Genomic DNA, 16740 nt, shown 5'->3' on the forward strand with positions numbered 1-16740 from the left:
GCGAGTTGGTACGTTTCCGTGTCAAGGAGGTGATGCGGGTGTCCCTGAGCCGCAAGGAGAAGTCGGCCGAGACCGAGCAGGCGCTGAAGGCCGCCGCACTGCGGCTGTTCGCCGAGCGCGGCTATCTGAATACCAAGATCACCGACATCACGACGACCGCGGGCCGGGCCGCGGGGTCGTTCTACAACCACTTCGCAAGCAAGGAAGAACTGCTTCAAGCACTACTGAGCGACCTGTCCGCGGCGGGTGACGAGCGCGCGGAGAAGCCCGACCACAACCCGGACTTCAGCGACCCGGAGGCGGTGCGTTACCACGTCGAGGGGTACTGGGCTTTCGCGCGGGAACACGCGGCGGTGCTACGCGCGGTGAATCAGGCGGCCTTGGTCAACGACGACTTCGCTCGCATGGTCGCGCGGTTCGGCCGCGAGCAGCGCGCGGACATCATCGACCACGTGGAAGGCTTCGCCGACAAGGGATTGCGGCTGCCGAGCACGGCCGACGCCAGTTTGGCGATGATGTTCCTGCTCACCCAAAGCCTGGTGGTCGCGGTCGAGGACGGCACCGTCGAGCTGACCGACGAACAGGCGGTGAACGGCTTGACTCGCTTCGTCTACCGCGGACTCACCGGGCGAGATTGCTGATGGGCGGTGGGCAATCGGCGACTGACCACGGCCAATGCTTTCCGGCCTGAGCCTAGGGGAGTAGAACGATGGAACCCGTGGTCTTGCGGCCCTCCAGGTCGCGATGGGCCCGCTCGGCGTCGGCGAGCGGGTAGGTGCCGCCGATTCGGATGTTCAGTGAGCCGTCGGCAATGGCGCCGAGTACATCGCCTGCGCGCCAGGTCAATTCGGCGCGGTCGCGGATGTAGTGCGCGAGGGTCGGGCGAGTGACCGAGAGCGAACCGGCTGGGCCGAGCCGTTGTATGTCGAACGGCGGCACTGGGCCGCTCGCGGCGCCGAACAGGGCGAGCGTGCCGCGGACGCGCAGCGAGGCCAGACTCGACTCGAAGGTCGACGCGCCGACGCCGTCGTAGACCGCGGCCACGCCGACGCCGTCGGTGAGTTTGCGCACCTGGTTGGCGAGATCATCGCCGTAGCGCAGCACCTCGGCGGCGCCCGCCGCGCGGGAAAGGGTTTCTTTGTCGTCGGAGGACACCGTCGTGATCACCCGGATTCCGCGCGCCGTGGCCAGCTGGGTCAGGATCAGCCCGACACCGCCCGCACCCGCGTGCACCAGCACGGTTTCCCCTGGCTCCGGTTTGTAGATCGACTCGATCAAGTAGTGCGCCGTCATCCCCTGCAGCAGCGCCGAGGCAGCCACCGCAGCCTCGACTCCGTCCGGCACCGCTATGGCGACGGCGGCGTTCACCGCCACCTTCTGCGCGTAACTGCCCGGCGCGGCCGCCCACGCGACCCGGTCGCCGACCGCGAACTCGCTCACGTTCGCGCCGATCTCGGTGACGACGCCGGTGCCCTCGGCGCCGGGGATGTACGGGACGTCCTGCGGGTAGCGGCCGGTGCGGATGTAGGTGTCGATGAAATTGATGCCGATCGCCTGCGTGTCGACCAGCAGCTGGTCCGGCCCGATGCGTGGATCGGGCACGTCCACGTACTTCAGGACCTCGGGACCGCCGTGTTCGGAAACCTGAATGGCGTGCATGAACTCCAGTTGTACACCCGAGCGGCTGGGCTGCTTTCTACCGGTCGGTAAACTCCGTTGTCATGAGTACTCGAGCCGCCACGGCCCCGGCGAAGTTGTCGGGCGCCCTTGTGGAGTCCGTCAAGGGATTCGTCGCCGATCACGGCGGTTCCGCCACGGCCGTGCTCCAGCCCCTCGGGCGCATCGGCGTCCGCGTCACCCTGGTAGGCGCCGACGGCGTTCTCGGTGACCGGGTCGTCGCCGACCTGGACACCGCCGAGGAGCTCGTCGGCTTCGTCGACGGCCTGACCGAATCCGGCGAATGGGATCGCGAACTCACCTCGGTCGTCACGCCGCGCCGAGGCCACTGGGCCAAGATGGCGGGCTGGGTCGCCCGACAGACCCGTTTCCCCAAGGCGCGCAACGAGGACTGAGCGGTGCGCTATCGAGTTATGCGGCTGTCCGGCCGCATCGGCGCAGTCTTCGTCGCCGGCTGGACAGCCCTTGCCGCGTCGGTGATTCCGGCCGCCGCGCAGGAGCTGTCGAATGCTCTGCGCGCCTGCACAACCGGGGACTATCCGCCATACTCCGTCGGCGACGGTGCGGATGGTTACCGTGGCGTCGACATCGATCTCGCGGAGGAATTCGCGGCTGTGCTCGGCCGTCCGGTCGAGTTCGTGCCGGTGACGTGGGCGACGTTGAGGACGGATTTCGCCGAGCGGCACTGCGATATCGCCGTCGGCGGCATCTCCGATCAGCCGTCCCGTCGCGTCTTCGCCGACTTCTCGATCATTTACGGCACCGACGGCAAGACGCCGATCACGCGCCGTTCGAGCGGCACCGACTTCTCGACGATCGAGCAGATCAACCGGCCCGGCGTCCGAGTGATCGCGAATCGGGGTGGCACGAATGAGGAATTCGCGCGCAAGAATTTCCCGGACGCGCAGCTCACCCTGTGGCCCGACAACCTGACCATCTTCGGCGAGATCGAACACGGCCGTGCCGACGTATTCGTTACCGACTCGGTCGAGGGCCGCTACCGCGTGCGTCAGCACCCGGACCTGCAAGTGCTGCACCCGGAGACGCCGTTCGACTCGTTCGGCAAGGTGCTCTTGGTTCGCAAGGACGACCAGCTCTTGGCCGCCGCGCTCAACGCCTGGTTGGCGACGCAACTCGCGACCGGTTCGGTCGACCGGCTATTCGACCAGTGGATCGGGCCGAACGCTTCCATCGGCTGAAGGACCCGCCGCGGCGGGTCAGGGACTCCTGGGCCGTCACATTCGCTGCTGCAACCAACACGCCGAATCGCCTCGGCCGTCGTCTTCGACGCCGCGATAGCGGCAGGCGTACTCCACAAGTTCGCTGACAAAGTGCCAGCACTGGACGCCCGGAGGCGGGTGCGGCTGTGCCGCTGAAGGGGCTTGCGCAAACCGTTCGAGACCTTACACTCGTTTATTGTGCCGTCAGTCAGCGGTTCAATGAGCGAGTGTACGTACTTGCGCCGGTCGGTTCGGACAACCCGCTCCCGTCGAACGGATTTCACATGGCAGTGAAAGCAGCGAGGGCTTCGGACTGGTCCTTCGAGCGCAAAGGCACCGAGTGGGTCACCGACGAGGAACGGCGGGGAAAGCCGCGTGCTCTGTTCTGGCCGTGGGCTGCCACGAGCTGCAACGTGGTCCTGATGTCATTCGGTCCGTATGTGACAGCGCTCGGCCTCGACTGGCACCTTGCGGCGCTGGCCGCGGCGGTTGGCGCGGTCTTTTCCTTCGGCCTGCTCGGCCTGGTTTCTCTGGCCGGGCAGCAGGGTGGGGCGGTGACGATGGTGGCAGGCCGCGCGGCATTCGGATTCCACGGCAACAAGATCCCGACCTTGCTCAGCTACCTTGCGTTGGTGGGGTGGGAGACGTTCTCGGCGGTCTTGGCGGCCCTCGCGGCTCGCACCGTGGCGCATCGCCTCGACCCGGACATGAATACCGATCCGGTCATGGTCGTCGCGCTGGTCACGGTCATCCTGATGACCACCGTGGTCGGAATCTACGGCTGCCATGTGATCTTGCGAATCCAGAAGTGGTTTGCCCTCGTATTCGCCGGGCTGTCGGTCGGCTACTTCGTGCTGACGCTACCCAACATCTCGTTTGCGGCACATGGCCAGGCGAGCGTGGGTGCGTTCGCGGGCGGTGTCATGCTGGTCGCCAATACACTTGGCCTGAGCTGGATCAACTGCGCGGCCGACTACACTCGATATCTTCCTCGTGAGTCCAGTAAACGCGCGCTGGTCGGCTGGACCACGTTCGGTGGTACCGCACCTGCCATCGTCCTGATGGGGTTCGGGACATTGTTGGCCGCAGGAAACCCCGACGTCGCGGAGCAGGCCGCGACCGATCCGGTGAGTGCCCTGTCAGCCCACTTGCCCACCTGGTTCCTGGTGCCGTATCTGGCGCTGGCGTTGCTAGGATTCGTGTCGGGTTCCATTATCGGCCTGTACTCCTCAGGGCTTGCCCTGCAAACGCTGGGCGTCCGGATCCCTCGGCATTTCACCGTGTTGGTCGATGCGGTGCTGATCGCCGCCGCAGGCGGGTACGTGGCCTTCGCCGCGCCGGGCTTCTTTGCGCCATTTCAGGCGTTCCTCACCACTACCGGGGTGGTGATGGCCGCCTGGGCGGGCGTGTACGTGGTCGACATATGGCAACGGCGTCGTCTGGGGTATGACCGCGTGGCTCTTTACAGCCTGGCCGGCGGCTATGGCCGAGTGAACATTGCCGGGGTCGGCTGCCTGGTTGTTGCGACGATTGTCGGCCTCGGCCTGGTCACCTCCCCTGATCCGCATATCGGCCCGCTGCTGGGTTACCTGTTCACGCCGGCGGCTCGCGCAGGAAGCCTGGGTAGCAGCAATCTCGGCGTGTTCGTCGCCCTCGTCCTCGCGACCGTGGGGTACGCGGCCTTACACCGGGTGCGACCGCTCTCGCAGGTGCCGAACATGCCCGAGCAGCCGGGGATTGTTTCCCAGGACGATGACGCCTGCGCCCGATTGCTTCGACTACGGGGCGAGGGGGTTGTTTCGGCTGACGATCAGGGGGTCGGTGGGGGTGAAGGGAAGGTCAGGGAGTTCGTCGAGGGTGGTGCCGAATGTCGCGGCGAGGACTTTGCGGGAGTAGGCGCTCATCGAGGCGCGGTAGCCGATGTCGGCGGGTGTCGGTTGGTCGAAGAAGATCAGCAGGTGAATTCGGGGTGAGTCGACGACCTCGATATGGTGGGGGTAAGCGCGGGGGATGAAGTACACCTCACCTTCCTTCACGGTGTAGGTGTCCAAGGTCCCGTCCGGATCCATGACCGTCATACGTGCGGAACCGTGGTGGACGTAGCCCATTTCGGCGGTGACAGGATGCCAATGTGGTTCGCGCATGCCGTCTTCCCGGACCCGCAGCGAGTACATCGAGATGTCGTGCAGTGCCGGCCAGAACTGTTCGCGGGCGGTGCGCGCGGAGCCGACCGGTGAGTCCACCGTCGCCGGTATCGCTTCGATGGCGAAGTGATGTGGATCGCCGAAATGGGCGGCGGCCGGGATATCGGGTTCGCCGTCGCGTTGCGCGATGAGCCTGGCGGTGGTGCTGCGCCGGATCTCGGCGAACTCCGCGGCAGGCAGGTCGTAGGTGTTGCCGAGCACGGAGTCGGTCATCGCGCCCAGGGCAGCGCTGAATCCGAAGTCCTCAGGTCGCTCATGGCGGAACGCCAGGATGAATTCCGCGTCGGTGTCGCCGACGTTCTCGACGTGGTGCAGGGCGCCGGAATCGATGTGGAACATTTCTCCGGCACTCACCAGGAACGAGGCGAAGTTACTGCCGTTGTCCAGTACCGATACCAGCGCCTGCCCGGCGGTGCAGTAGGTGAGTTCGGTGGCATTCGCGTGCCAGTGCGGTTCGCGAACCGCGCCGGGCGCCAGCGTGAGGTGTTTGATCGAGAGCCCGCTGAGGATCGGAAAACTGTCGGCGGTGAGTCTGGTCAGCGAACCGAGTTCGCTGCGGTAGACCTCTTCGCCCTTCCGCAGCGAGGCGACATGGATCGACGGATTGCACACGGTCCCTCCTTGCTCGCAGCTTCGAGATCGTTCTGTTCGACTTTGCGCGCCCGGGCGCATCGTATTTCGCGGCCTGCACGACCGCGGCCGCATGTTCAGTGCGCAGGAGTGGCGCGCCGCCCGATATGGTCACCATGCTGCCTGGCGAACCACAGGCCCGTCCCGGCTGCTCAACGAGCCGCTTCTTCAGCGAACCGTGTGGGCGTGCGAGATCAGGCTTGGTCCGAGCGATTCCGGAGCTGGTCGATGCCCCAGTACATCAGCGAGCCGGCCCCAACGAGGTAGAGGACGCCCGCGGCGACCACCATGATGCCGTAATCCGATGTCAAGCGGGGGATTTCGACTACTACGGCCAGCGCGGTGACCACCATCACCACGCCGAGGACCAGCGCGACCGGTGCGAGTGGCACGAGGTCCGGATCGCGCTGTCCAGGGTGTAGATCGTGGCTCATAACAATGGCCTCCTGTGGGAAGTTCTACTGTTCGCGGCAGATGACCACTGGCCGCGTCGAGTGGTGCAGCAGGTTCTGACTGGTCGAGCCGACCAGGAGCCCGGTCAGGCGGTTGTGCCCGCGGCTGCCGATCAGCACCATTTGCGCGTCCTCGGCGTGCTCGAGCAGTGCCTGCGCGGGCAAGCTCTTCTGAACCACCTTGGTGACCGCGACGTCCGGATACTTTTCGCTCCATCCGGCCAAGCGCTCGGACAGCAGTGCCTTCTCCCGCTGGGCGAGGGTGGTCCAGGCATCGGGTACCGGAGTCCATTGCAGCAGGTCCGGGTCGTTCCAGGCGTGCAACGCCAGCACCCCGACGTCGAGCGCCGACGCCAACTCGAATGCCTCGCCGATCGCGGCGGCGCTGCCCGGGCTGCCGTCGACACCGACCAGTACAGGCCGCCGATCCGGCAGCGGATGGTCGGTCTTTCCGCGCCATACGGCCACCGGACAGGTCGCCTTGTTCGCGACCACGAGCGCCGTGGACCCGAGCAGCAGCGTGCTGAACCGGTCGCTGAGCTTCGCGGCCAGCACGACTACGCGCGCTGTCGCGCTGCGTTCGATCAGTTTGCGTGCGGCAACGCCGGCTTCGACGATCCGCTGAATCTCCGCCTGTGGTTGGTCGCCGCGCACGGCCGCGAATGCCTCTTCGACCTTGCGCTGCGCCGCGGCGCGGAGTTCAGGAAGCAGATCGGTCTCCGCCAACGCCACCGCGGTCAGCGGATGCTCGAGCGCGGGAGCGACGCCTAGCAGCACCAGCGGGACACGCTCGCGGGCCGCCAAGTCGCCCGCCCAGCGGGCTGCGGCCAGTGCCGTAGCGGTGCCGTCGACCCCGACGACGATCGACCGATGGTCGGCTGGCGTGCTCATCTGGTCTCCGGTTGCTCGCGTCGACTGGATGCCTTTCACACTTGCAGCCGGAAACTGCCGACAACGGGGTCGCCGGACACCGATGACGGGGACCAAAGTCCCAATTCGGACTTAACTCGCGAATCGGGCGATGGCTCGCAAGGTTGCGGTGCGCATGGCTGGGCTGCCGGTATGTCCCGAATTCTCGATGACCTGGAGTTCCGCGTCGGGCCACGCTTCGGCCAACTGCCAGGCGGTGTACAGCGGGCCGCTCAGATCGAGTCTGCCGTGGATCAAAACGCCGGGGATGCCCGTCAGTCGGTATGCCTCGCGAAGCGGTTGACCGTCCTCGAGCCAGGCGGCGTTGGCGAAGTAATGCGTGCAGATCCGCACGAAGGCCAGCCGCGCCGCCTCCGTTTTGGCGCTGTACTGGCCTGGGCTGCCGAGGTTTTCGTGCGCGATCACGGCGTCCTCCCAGTCGCACCACCGCCGCGCCGCCAAGTCGCGAGTCGCCGGGTCGGGGCTTTCGATCAGACGGCGATAGGCTTCGACGAGATCGCGGCCGCGGTCGGAGGCGGGCACGCCGTTGCGGAAGGTCTCCCACTCCTCGGGTAGCAGTCGCGCGACCCCGCGATAGAGCCAGTCGATCTCTTCTGGTCTGGTCATCGTGACGCCGACGAGCACAATGCCGCTGACCTGCTCCGGGTGACGCTCGGCGTAGGCGAGGATCAGCGTCGAACCCCAGGAGCCGCCATGGAGCAGCCACCGGTCGATCCCGAGGTGTTCGCGCAGCCGTTCCATGTCGGCGATCAGATAGTCGGTGGTGTTGTGCGCCATGTCGACCGCTGGGTCGGAGGCGTGCGGCAGGCTTTCCCCGCAGCCGCGCTGGTCGAACAAGACGATCCGGTAGACCTCCGGGTCGAACGACTTGCGTGCGCCCCGCCGTCCTCCACCGCCGGGACCGCCGTGCACGACCAGCGCCGGTCTGCCGTTCGGGTTGCCGCTCGTCTCCCCAGTAGATCCGGTGTCCGTCACCGACGTCGAGCAGTCCGTGGTCGTAGGGCTCGATGTCCGGGAATGTCTCGGCGGCTTCGGTTTTCGGCTCAGGCGTCGGCACGTACGACAACGGTACCCGCAACGGGCGGTCAGGCCGCCTGCGTTGCGGTGTCCGGTACCGGCGCTCCGACCCGTTCCCTGCTGCGCAGTGAGGCCCACAGTGCGGCAGTCGCGGCAGTACAGGCCGCTGCTCCGCCGACGTGCACGACGATCAGGGCCGCGGGAACATCGGTGAAGTACTGCACCACGCCGACCAGCGCCTGCGAGCAGACCAGCGCGAGCAGCGTGAACAGGCGGGTGCGGACCGCGGGTGTGATGCCGACGGCGAACAGACCGAATGCCAGGCCGACCAGCAGCGCGAGATACCCGACCAGCAACTGCGAGTGCAAGTGCACCAGCGTGACGATCTCGATCTGCAGACGCTCGACGGGGCGCTCGATGCTCTTGTCGCCCGCGTGCGGCCCCGCCGCGGTCACCATGGTGCCCGCGATGAGCACAGCGCTCAGCGCCACACCGCTGAGCCCGGTGAGCCAGCGCAGCGCCGCGGGCGCCCGTACGGTGTCGATGCCGTCGTCGGGTTCGCCGATCTTCGCGTACAGCACCACCGCGAGCCACACCATCACCATGGATGCGAGCAGGTGCAACGAGACCGTCCACCACAGCAGGCCCGTGCGTACCGTGATACCGCCGATGATCGCCTGCACCACCGTGCCGCCGGGCATCAGCCACGCGTATACGAGCACTTCGCGGCGGCGGCGCGCACGAGTCACCGCGAGCACCACCAGCGCGGCACACAGCGTCACGGCGAAGGTGAGTAGCCGGTTGGAGAATTCGACGGCCTGGTGGATGGCCGGAACCTCCGAGACCGCGACCGGGGTGAAGCTGCCGGGGAAGCACTGCGGCCACGTCGGGCAGCCGAGGCCGGACGCGGTGACCCGGACGACGGCGCCGGTGACCGAGATGCCCGCCTGGGAGAGGATGACCGCGACCGCGATCAGGCGCTGCACCGACGGCGAGGGCAGCGGCAGCTTGTCGACGAGTCGCAAAAACGCGCGATACAGCACGTCCAGAATGGTAGCCGGGGCCGATTGGGTGCCAGCACCCGGTCTACTACATTCCGTCGTTGGATGAGTCAGTGGAAGCGGAACAAGCGGGTCGCGAGAACGCCGGACGCGCCGCCCCAGACCGCGAGCACGGCCAGCCCGAACCAGTCGACGCTGCTGCGCATCGCATCCTCCAGGGTGACCGCCAGCGCGCCCGAGGGGACCAGCCTGGCCAGCACGTTCACGGCGGTCGGCAGGTCGTCGGAGGCGAACACGATGCTGGCGATGCCGAGCATGACGAACCAGAGGATGTTCGCCAGCGCGAGCACGACCTCCGCCTTCAGCGTTCCGCCGAGCAGCAGCCCCATCGTCGCGAAGGTGGCGGTGCCGAGCGCGATCACGCCGGCACCGAGCAGCAGACCAACCGGCTCGGGACGCCAGCCGAGCGCGAAGCCGATCACGCCGAGCAGGATCGCCTGCAGCACGACGACGATGAGCACCGCCGCACTCTTGCCTCCGATGACGCCCCAACGCGGCAGCGCCGTCGCCCCGAGCCGTTTGAGCGCGCCGTAGCGACGGTCGAAGCCGACCGCGATGGCTTGGCCGGTGAACGCGGTCGACATGACGGCAACCATCATCACCGCGGGCACGATCTTGTCGACCCGATCCGTGCCGAGATCGCCGAACGGCAGCAGGCTCAGGCCGACCAGCAGGGTGATCGGAATGAACATGGTCAGCAGCAGCTGTTCTCCATTGCGCAGCAACAGGATCAGCTCCAGCCGGGTCTGCGCGTTCATCATCGCGGCGCGTGAGCTGGGACGTGGGGTGGGGGTGAAGGTGCCCGGCGCGAAGCGATTGGCGGTCATGTCGTGCTGGCTCATCCGCGCAGGTCCCGTCCGGTCAGTTCCAGAAAGACGTCTTCGAGGCGGCGCTGATCGATCCGGATATCGGTGGCCAGCACGTTCATCCGTGCGCACCAGGCGGTAACCGTCGCCAGCACCTGCGGGTTGATCTCGCCCTCCACCAGATACGTGCCGGGCGAGGTCTCCCTGGGCGCGAATCCTTCCGGTAGAGCCGATGTCAGCAATTCGAGGTTCAGTTTCGGCGGAGCGCAGAATCGCAGCTGTCCAGCCGCACCGTGCGCGGTGACCTCGGCGGGGGTGCCGGAGGCGACGACGCAGCCGTGATCGATGATCACCAGCTGGTCGGCGAGCTGCTCCGCCTCGTCCATCATGTGCGTGGTGAGCACGACGGTCACCCCGTCCCTGCGCAGGGCATCGATCAACTCCCAGACCATCAGCCGGGCCTGCGCGTCCAAGCCCGCGGTGGGTTCGTCCAGGAACACGATCTCCGGCTTGCCCACCAGTGCGCAGGCCAGTGCGAGCCGCTGCTGCTGGCCGCCGGAGAGGCGACGGTAGGGCGTGCGGCGGTTGTCCTGCAGCCCGAGCGTGCGCAGCAGCCACTCCGGGTCGAGCGGATCGGCGGAATATGCGGCGACCAAGTCGAGCATTTCGCCCGCCCGCGCACCCGGGTACGCGCCGCCGCCCTGGAGCATTACGCCGATGCGTGGGCGCAGCCGTTCGGAATCGGCGACCGGGTCCAGGCCGAGCACGCGCACAGAACCTGCATCCGGCGAGGCGAACCCCTCGCACATCTCCACCGTGGTGGTCTTGCCCGCGCCGTTCGGGCCGAGCAGTGCGAGCACCTGCGCCCGTTCGACCGCGAAGGACAGGCTGTCCACCGCCGTGGTCTCGCCGTAACGCTTGACGACCGCGTCGACGCTGACGGCGGGTCCAGTGACTGCGGTCACGACGCCGCCTCGCTGGCGCTCGGCTGCGTCGTGACCGGTGGTGCTGTGTTGATGGCTCCCTCGCTGCGCTCGGTCACGACTCCGCCTCGCTGGCGCTCGGCTGCGTCGTGCCCGGTGGTGCTGTGTTGATGGCTCCCTCGCTGCGCTCGGTCACGATGTCACACCGTAAGAGGCGGGCAGTTGTGACGGAGCCGACACCCCGGTCTGCCCCCGCCAGGGCAGCGCGTTGCGGGTGATGACGACGAAAAGTACTCCGACGATCGCGGTGGCGATTGCGGCGCCGACGATCTGGAACACCTCGAGGTCGGCGCCGCGCGGCATCAGGATGACGCTCACGACCGCCGAAAACGCGACGGCAGGGAGGCGGAACACCGGCCGGGTCGCCCACGCGGCCAGCGGCACGATCGCCCACAGCAGATACCAGGGCTGCACCACCGGAAACAGCAGCACGATGGCCCCGAGTGCCACGCCGAGCGCGCCGACCGGTTGTAGCCGACCGGTCCCGGTGGCGACCAGCATGCGAACGGTGAAGAAGCCTGCGACCAGGGCCGCGATCGGCCTGGTGATACTCAGCAGCGCGGTGGTGTGGTCGCCGAGTCCGAGCAGCACGCCGCCGAACCCGGTGATGATGCCGAGCGCCGTCGGCAGCGACATCCAGCTGCGCACCGCGTTCGCGGTGTTCAGAGTGTAGATCCACCCGAACCCGAGCCCGCTCACCGAACTGATGAGAAGCGTTGTGCCGACCGCGATCACGCCGAGCATGGCCGCCGCGATCGCGACCGTGCGCAGCGACGCGCCCCACCTTCTGGCCAGCGCCATGCCGACGAAGCCGAGCACGATGATCGAGGTGAACTTGATCGAGGAGGAGAGCGTGATGATGACCGCCCCGGTGATCAGCCACGCGTAGGCGCTTCCATCGAATGGGTGGGTGTCCTCGATGGCGCGCAGACAGAACTCCAACCCGGCCAGCATCAGACCGAGCATCAGCGCGTCGTTGTGCACGCCGCCGACCAGGTGAAACAGCACCAGCGGGTTGGCGGCGCCGAGCCACAGGGCGCTCACCGGCGCGACGCCGCAGCGCACCGACAGTCGCGGCAGTGCCCAGACGATCAACGCGACGCCGCCCAACGCCAGAATCCGGTGCACCCAAACGCCCGCGATGATGTTGTCGCCGGTGAGTTCGGCAATGCCGCGGCCGATCCAGAGGAACAACGGGCCATAGGGGGCCGGGGTGTCGCGCCAGATGGTCGGGACGTTGTTGGTGAGGACATTGTCGATCCCGAGTCCCGCGACCGGGCCTTCCTGATAGGGATCGATGCCGCGCGCGGCGATCTCGCTCTGCGCAAGATAGGAATACACGTCGTTGCTGAACAGCGGCGGGGCCACGCTGAGCGGGATGAGCCACAGCAGCAGCGTGCGATCCAGCTGCGAGCGGGTCAGCCGGTGGATGGGGGAGCCGCCGATGCCGCCGACCGCGAACCGGCCGAGTAACAGCCAGGCCAGTACGACGACGACAGTGCCGGTCATGCACATGGCTAGCGAGCCGGTGTGTGCGCGGGCGAAGATACCGAGCACGCGGACGCCGGAGGTGGGATTCTGGTGCACCGGCTGCGCGCCGATACCGAGTGCGCTGATCGCCATCAGCACCGTGCCGGTCGCGCCCATCCGGCGAATCCGGTCGAGCTGGACCAGCTCCTTGCGGTCGAGGCCGGGCACCTCCGACTCGTCGCGATGCAGGACCGCGATCGTGTGATCGGCCGCAGGCACGTCGAGTCCGAGTGCCCGGCGCGCGAACGCCAGTGTGCTGCGCCGTGCGCCCTCCAGTACCGCCACGAGACGAAGCCTAGTGCTCCCTCCCATTGCCTTGGCTCGTGAACCTGCCTCTCCCCGGGAGTTCATGAAGCCAGGGCCCGATAGTCCGAGGTGTACGCCAACAGCTCGCAAGGAGTTCGAAGCCCGCGGTGAACCTCGGTGAACGTCGCCTTCGGCTACGCGAGGTTCCTGCGGCACGGCTTTCCGCATCGTGTGGGCAGCGCCCGTCGACCGGCCGACCCGAGCATGTTCACCGATCTGTGCTGAAGCGCTTGTAGTTTTCGGCGAGGGATACCTCGGCTAACGCTGTGTGATACGTCACTCCGATCCTGCTCAGGTTCACCTCGACCGCACGGTGTTCGCACTTCGGCCGGTCCGGCGGCGTCTCGGGCCAGCTCGACCGCAGGTCGAGCGGCAAATAACTCAGGTCACCCTTATTAGATTTCGGGAACGAATTCCGCCACACTGATGTTGTGAAAACCGTGGGTTTGCGGAACAGCGAAGGGGCCGGTCGCAAGACTGGTGTCGGGTCGTCTGCTGCTCATGTGACGGTCGGTGCCGAGGGACACACTCGTGCGGCCATCGTCCAGCTGCTGCTGGAGGAGGGGCCGATCACCGCGACCGCCATCGGCAGCAAGCTGGGCCTGGCTGCGGCGGGCGTGCGCAGGCACCTGGATGCACTGATCGATTCCGGTCAGGCGCGGGCGAGCCGATCGGCGCCCTGGCAGCAGAAGGGCCGCGGCCGCCCGGCCAAGCAGTACCAGCTCACCGCCGCGGGGCGCGGCCAGCTCGGCCACGCTTACGACGACTTGGCCGGTGCGGCCATCCGGCAGCTCGGGGAGATCGGCGGCGAAAAAGCCATCACCGAGTTCGCGCGCAAACGGGCACGCGCTATCGTGGCCGGGATCGAGCCGGTCGGACAGCACACCCCCGGGGAGCAGAACGCCGCAGACACCGAGGCCAAGGCCGAGGAGATCGCCGAGGCATTCACCGAAGCCGGGTTCGCCGCCACCACCCGCAAGGTCGGCGCGGGCGTGCAGATCTGCCAGCACCACTGCCCGGTCTCGCACGTCGCCGAGGAATTCCCGCAGCTGTGCGCGGCCGAACTCGAGGCGTTCCGCGAGCTGCTCGGCACCCACGTGCAGCGGTTGGCAACGATCGCCAACGGCGACTGCGCGTGCACCACGCACGTGCCGCTGCTGGTGTTGCCGATTGCCGAGAAGAAGACGTCAGCACAAACCGCTGCACAGCCCGCAGCGGTACGAACGAACGACTCCGGAAGGAGTGCCGAATGACGACGACCACCGACCAGGTGCAACCGCTCACCCAGGAAGAGGCGATCGCTTCGCTGGGCAACTACGGTTACGGCTGGGCCGATTCGGATGTGGCCGGTGCCAGTGCGCAACGAGGTCTGTCCGAGGCGGTTGTCCGCGATATCTCGGCGAAGAAGAACGAGCCGGTATGGATGCTCGAGCAGCGGCTCAAGGCGTTGCGTATCTTCGATCGCAAGCCCATGCCGAACTGGGGGTCCAACCTCGACGGCATCGACTTCGACAACATCAAGTATTTCGTGCGCTCGACCGAGAAGCAGGCCGCGTCCTGGGACGAGCTGCCCGAGGACATCAAGAACACCTACGACAGGCTGGGCATCCCGGAGGCAGAGAAGCAGCGTCTGGTCGCCGGTGTCGCCGCCCAGTACGAGTCCGAGGTCGTCTACCACCAGATCCGCGAGGACCTGGAGGCCCAGGGCGTGATCTTCCTGGACACCGACACCGGCCTCAAGGAGCACCCGGAGATCTTCCAGCAGTACTTCGGCTCGGTGATTCCCGCGGGTGACAACAAGTTCTCCGCGCTGAACACCGCCGTGTGGTCGGGCGGCTCATTCATCTACGTGCCGCCTGGCGTACACGTCGACATCCCGCTGCAGGCCTACTTCCGGATCAACACCGAGAACATGGGCCAGTTCGAGCGGACCTTGATCATCGTCGACGAGGGCGCCTACGTGCACTACGTCGAGGGCTGCACCGCACCGATCTACAAGTCGGACTCGCTGCACTCCGCGGTGGTCGAGATCATTGTGAAGAAGGGCGGCCGCTGCCGCTACACCACCATCCAGAACTGGTCGAACAACGTCTACAACCTGGTCACCAAGCGGGCCAAGGCGGAGGCAGGCGCGACCATGGAGTGGATCGACGGCAACATCGGCTCCAAGGTCACCATGAAGTACCCGGCGGTCTGGATGACCGGAGAGTACGCCAAGGGTGAGGTGCTCTCGGTGGCGTTCGCCGGCGAGGGCCAGCACCAGGACACCGGCGCGAAGATGCTGCACCTGGCACCGCACACCTCGTCGACCATCGTGTCGAAGTCGGTGGCGCGCGGCGGCGGCCGTGCCTCCTACCGCGGCCTGGTCCAGGTGAACAAGGGTGCGCATGGCTCCAAATCGACCGTGAAGTGCGACGCGCTGTTGGTCGACACGATCAGCCGCTCGGACACCTACCCTTACGTCGACATTCGCGAGGACGACGTGACCATGGGCCACGAGGCGACCGTCTCGAAGGTCTCCGAGGATCAGCTGTTCTACCTGATGAGCCGCGGCCTCACCGAGGACGAGGCGATGGCGATGGTGGTGCGCGGCTTCGTCGAGCCGATCGCCAAGGAACTGCCGATGGAGTACGCATTGGAACTGAACCGGCTCATCGAGCTGCAGATGGAAGGGGCCGTTGGCTGATGGCGACTGGTGTGATTGGAGCGGTCGAGGGCGAGAACCCCACGGCCAAGCCGATTCAGAATCCGGGCGCAGGGGCCGCGACCAACAAGGGCGAGGTCTTCTCCTCGTACGACGTGAACGCCTTCGAGGTGCCTTCCTCGCACGACGAGGCGTGGCGGTTCACCCCGCTGCGCCGCCTGCGCGGGCTGCACGACGGCACCGCGGTCCGGGACGGCCAGGCTACGGTCGAGGTCACCCCGGTCGTCGGTGTGAAGGTCGAGACCGTGCAGCGCACCGACTCTCGCCTCGGCGAGGCGGGTGTGCCGTCTGACCGGGTTGCCGCGCAGGCCTATTCGGGCTTCGAGTCGGCCACCATCGTGTCGGTCGGCGCGGAGACCGAGGTCGCCGAACCGGTCGTCGTCACGGTCACCGGCCCCGGCGAGGGCAAGACCGCCTACGGCCACCTGCAGATCAGGCTGGAGAACTTCGCGGTCGCGACCGTGGTGATCGACCAGCGCGGCAGCGGCACCTACGCCGAGAACGTGGAATTCGTCCTCGGTGACAGTGCGAAGCTCACCGTCGTCGCGGTTCAGGACTGGGCCGACGATGCCGTGAACGCCACCGCGCACCACGGCAAGCTGGGCCGTGATGCCACGCTGCGGCACATCGCGGTCACCCTCGGTGGCGATCTGGTGCGCCTCACCGCCACCGTGCGCTACGACGGCCCCGGCGGTGACGCCGAGTTGCTCGGCCTCTACTTCGCCGACGCCGGCCAGCACTTCGAGCAGCGCCTACTCGTCGACCATGCGGTCCCGTACTGCAAGTCGAATGTGTTGTACAAGGGTGCGCTGCAAGGCGATCCGCATTCCCCCAAGGGTGACGCCCGCACCGTGTGGGTGGGTGACGTGCTGATCCGCGCCGCCGCCGAAGGCACCGATACCTTCGAGGTGAACCGCAATCTGGTGCTCACCGACGGCGCCCGCGCCGACTCGGTGCCGAACCTGGAGATCGAGACCGGTGAAATCGCCGGTGCCGGACACGCGAGTGCCACTGGTCGTTTCGACGACGAGCAGCTGTTCTACCTGCGCGCCCGCGGCATCCCGGAGGACGCTGCCCGCCGCTTGGTGGTGCGCGGATTCTTCCACGAACTCATCCAGAAGATCGCGGTGCCCGAGATCCGGGAGCGGCTGGAGTCGGCCATCGAAGCCGAACTCGCCGCGATCGGCGTCTGAAAACCGAACTACCCACCCCGAAAAGGA

14 protein-coding genes and 2 pseudogenes are annotated in these 16740 nt (G+C 67.0%); 7 read left to right on the forward strand and 9 right to left on the reverse strand.

The features are described 5' to 3' along the window. Positions 1 to 32: 32 nt before the first annotated feature. A complete protein-coding gene (locus AB0H00_RS05950; RefSeq protein WP_357261468.1) occupies positions 33 to 641 on the forward strand; it encodes a TetR/AcrR family transcriptional regulator in 609 nt (202 codons plus the stop codon). Between the two features lie 52 nt (positions 642 to 693). Here AB0H00_RS05950 and AB0H00_RS05955 read toward each other — a convergent pair whose 3' ends face one another. After that, complete coding sequence (locus tag AB0H00_RS05955) at positions 694 to 1659, reverse strand: quinone oxidoreductase (protein ID WP_357261470.1); 966 nt, start codon at positions 1657 to 1659, stop codon at positions 694 to 696. A gap of 62 nt (positions 1660 to 1721) precedes the next feature. On the opposite strand from AB0H00_RS05955, the gene AB0H00_RS05960 reads away from it, so the two are divergent. The 3 genes and pseudogenes from AB0H00_RS05960 to AB0H00_RS05970 form a co-directional block, all read left to right on the forward strand. Further along, entirely contained in the window at positions 1722 to 2072 is a 351-nt protein-coding gene (locus tag AB0H00_RS05960; protein ID WP_357261473.1) for a hypothetical protein, read from the forward strand. A 3-nt stretch (positions 2073 to 2075) separates the two neighbouring features. Then, the gene (locus AB0H00_RS05965; protein WP_357261476.1) at positions 2076 to 2876 is read left to right on the forward strand and encodes a transporter substrate-binding domain-containing protein; all 801 of its coding nucleotides are present in this window, start codon (positions 2076 to 2078) and stop codon (positions 2874 to 2876) included. 305 nt (positions 2877 to 3181) lie between these two features. Then, positions 3182 to 4441 (forward strand): annotated as a pseudogene (locus AB0H00_RS05970) (cytosine permease); the annotation flags it as partial. 234 nt (positions 4442 to 4675) lie between these two features. Here the strand turns inward: AB0H00_RS05970 and AB0H00_RS05975 are convergent. From AB0H00_RS05975 to mptB, 8 genes and pseudogenes are all read right to left on the reverse strand, one after another. Continuing rightward, positions 4676 to 5713, reverse strand: coding sequence for a cupin domain-containing protein (locus AB0H00_RS05975; RefSeq protein WP_357261479.1), 1038 nt, complete (start codon positions 5711 to 5713; stop codon positions 4676 to 4678). A 212-nt stretch (positions 5714 to 5925) separates the two neighbouring features. Beyond that, on the reverse strand, positions 5926 to 6165 hold the full coding sequence (locus AB0H00_RS05980) for a hypothetical protein (RefSeq protein ID WP_357261482.1): 240 nt from the start codon (positions 6163 to 6165) through the stop codon (positions 5926 to 5928). A 24-nt stretch (positions 6166 to 6189) separates the two neighbouring features. Continuing rightward, positions 6190 to 7074 (reverse strand): universal stress protein, encoded by an 885-nt coding sequence (locus AB0H00_RS05985; protein ID WP_357261485.1) that lies wholly within the window; start codon positions 7072 to 7074, stop codon positions 6190 to 6192. Positions 7075 to 7185: 111 nt separating this feature from the next. After that, positions 7186 to 8122: pseudogene (pip, locus tag AB0H00_RS05990) on the reverse strand (prolyl aminopeptidase). A 76-nt stretch (positions 8123 to 8198) separates the two neighbouring features. Further along, on the reverse strand, positions 8199 to 9173 hold the full coding sequence (locus AB0H00_RS05995; protein ID WP_357261488.1) for a heme A synthase: 975 nt from the start codon (positions 9171 to 9173) through the stop codon (positions 8199 to 8201). A 68-nt stretch (positions 9174 to 9241) separates the two neighbouring features. Further along, the gene (locus AB0H00_RS06000) at positions 9242 to 10033 is read right to left on the reverse strand and encodes an ABC transporter permease (protein ID WP_357261490.1); all 792 of its coding nucleotides are present in this window, start codon (positions 10031 to 10033) and stop codon (positions 9242 to 9244) included. Beyond that, entirely contained in the window at positions 10030 to 10962 is a 933-nt protein-coding gene (locus tag AB0H00_RS06005; RefSeq protein ID WP_357261493.1) for an ABC transporter ATP-binding protein, read from the reverse strand. The genes AB0H00_RS06000 and AB0H00_RS06005 overlap by 4 nt, the downstream gene beginning before the upstream one ends. 150 nt (positions 10963 to 11112) lie before the next feature. After that, a complete protein-coding gene (gene mptB, locus AB0H00_RS06010) occupies positions 11113 to 12795 on the reverse strand; it encodes a polyprenol phosphomannose-dependent alpha 1,6 mannosyltransferase MptB (protein WP_357261496.1) in 1683 nt (560 codons plus the stop codon). Between the two features lie 524 nt (positions 12796 to 13319). On the opposite strand from mptB, the gene AB0H00_RS06015 reads away from it, so the two are divergent. Genes AB0H00_RS06015 through sufD form a run of 3 tightly spaced genes read left to right on the forward strand, consistent with a single transcriptional unit; the run spans position 13320 to position 16713 of the window. Next, positions 13320 to 14069, forward strand: a complete 750-nt coding sequence (locus AB0H00_RS06015) for a metalloregulator ArsR/SmtB family transcription factor (protein ID WP_357261498.1) — start codon at positions 13320 to 13322, stop codon at positions 14067 to 14069. Further along, a complete protein-coding gene (sufB, locus tag AB0H00_RS06020) occupies positions 14066 to 15502 on the forward strand; it encodes a Fe-S cluster assembly protein SufB (protein WP_357261500.1) in 1437 nt (478 codons plus the stop codon). Before AB0H00_RS06015 ends, sufB begins: the two co-directional genes overlap by 4 nt. Next, positions 15502 to 16713: a Fe-S cluster assembly protein SufD gene (sufD, locus tag AB0H00_RS06025; protein WP_357261502.1), complete on the forward strand. Its 1212-nt coding sequence runs from the start codon at positions 15502 to 15504 to the stop codon at positions 16711 to 16713. The genes sufB and sufD overlap by 1 nt, the downstream gene beginning before the upstream one ends. Positions 16714 to 16740 lie beyond the last annotated feature (27 nt).

It is taken from the genome of Nocardia sp. NPDC023852, from assembly GCF_040639505.1.
In the GTDB taxonomy this organism is placed as follows: domain Bacteria; phylum Actinomycetota; class Actinomycetes; order Mycobacteriales; family Mycobacteriaceae; genus Nocardia.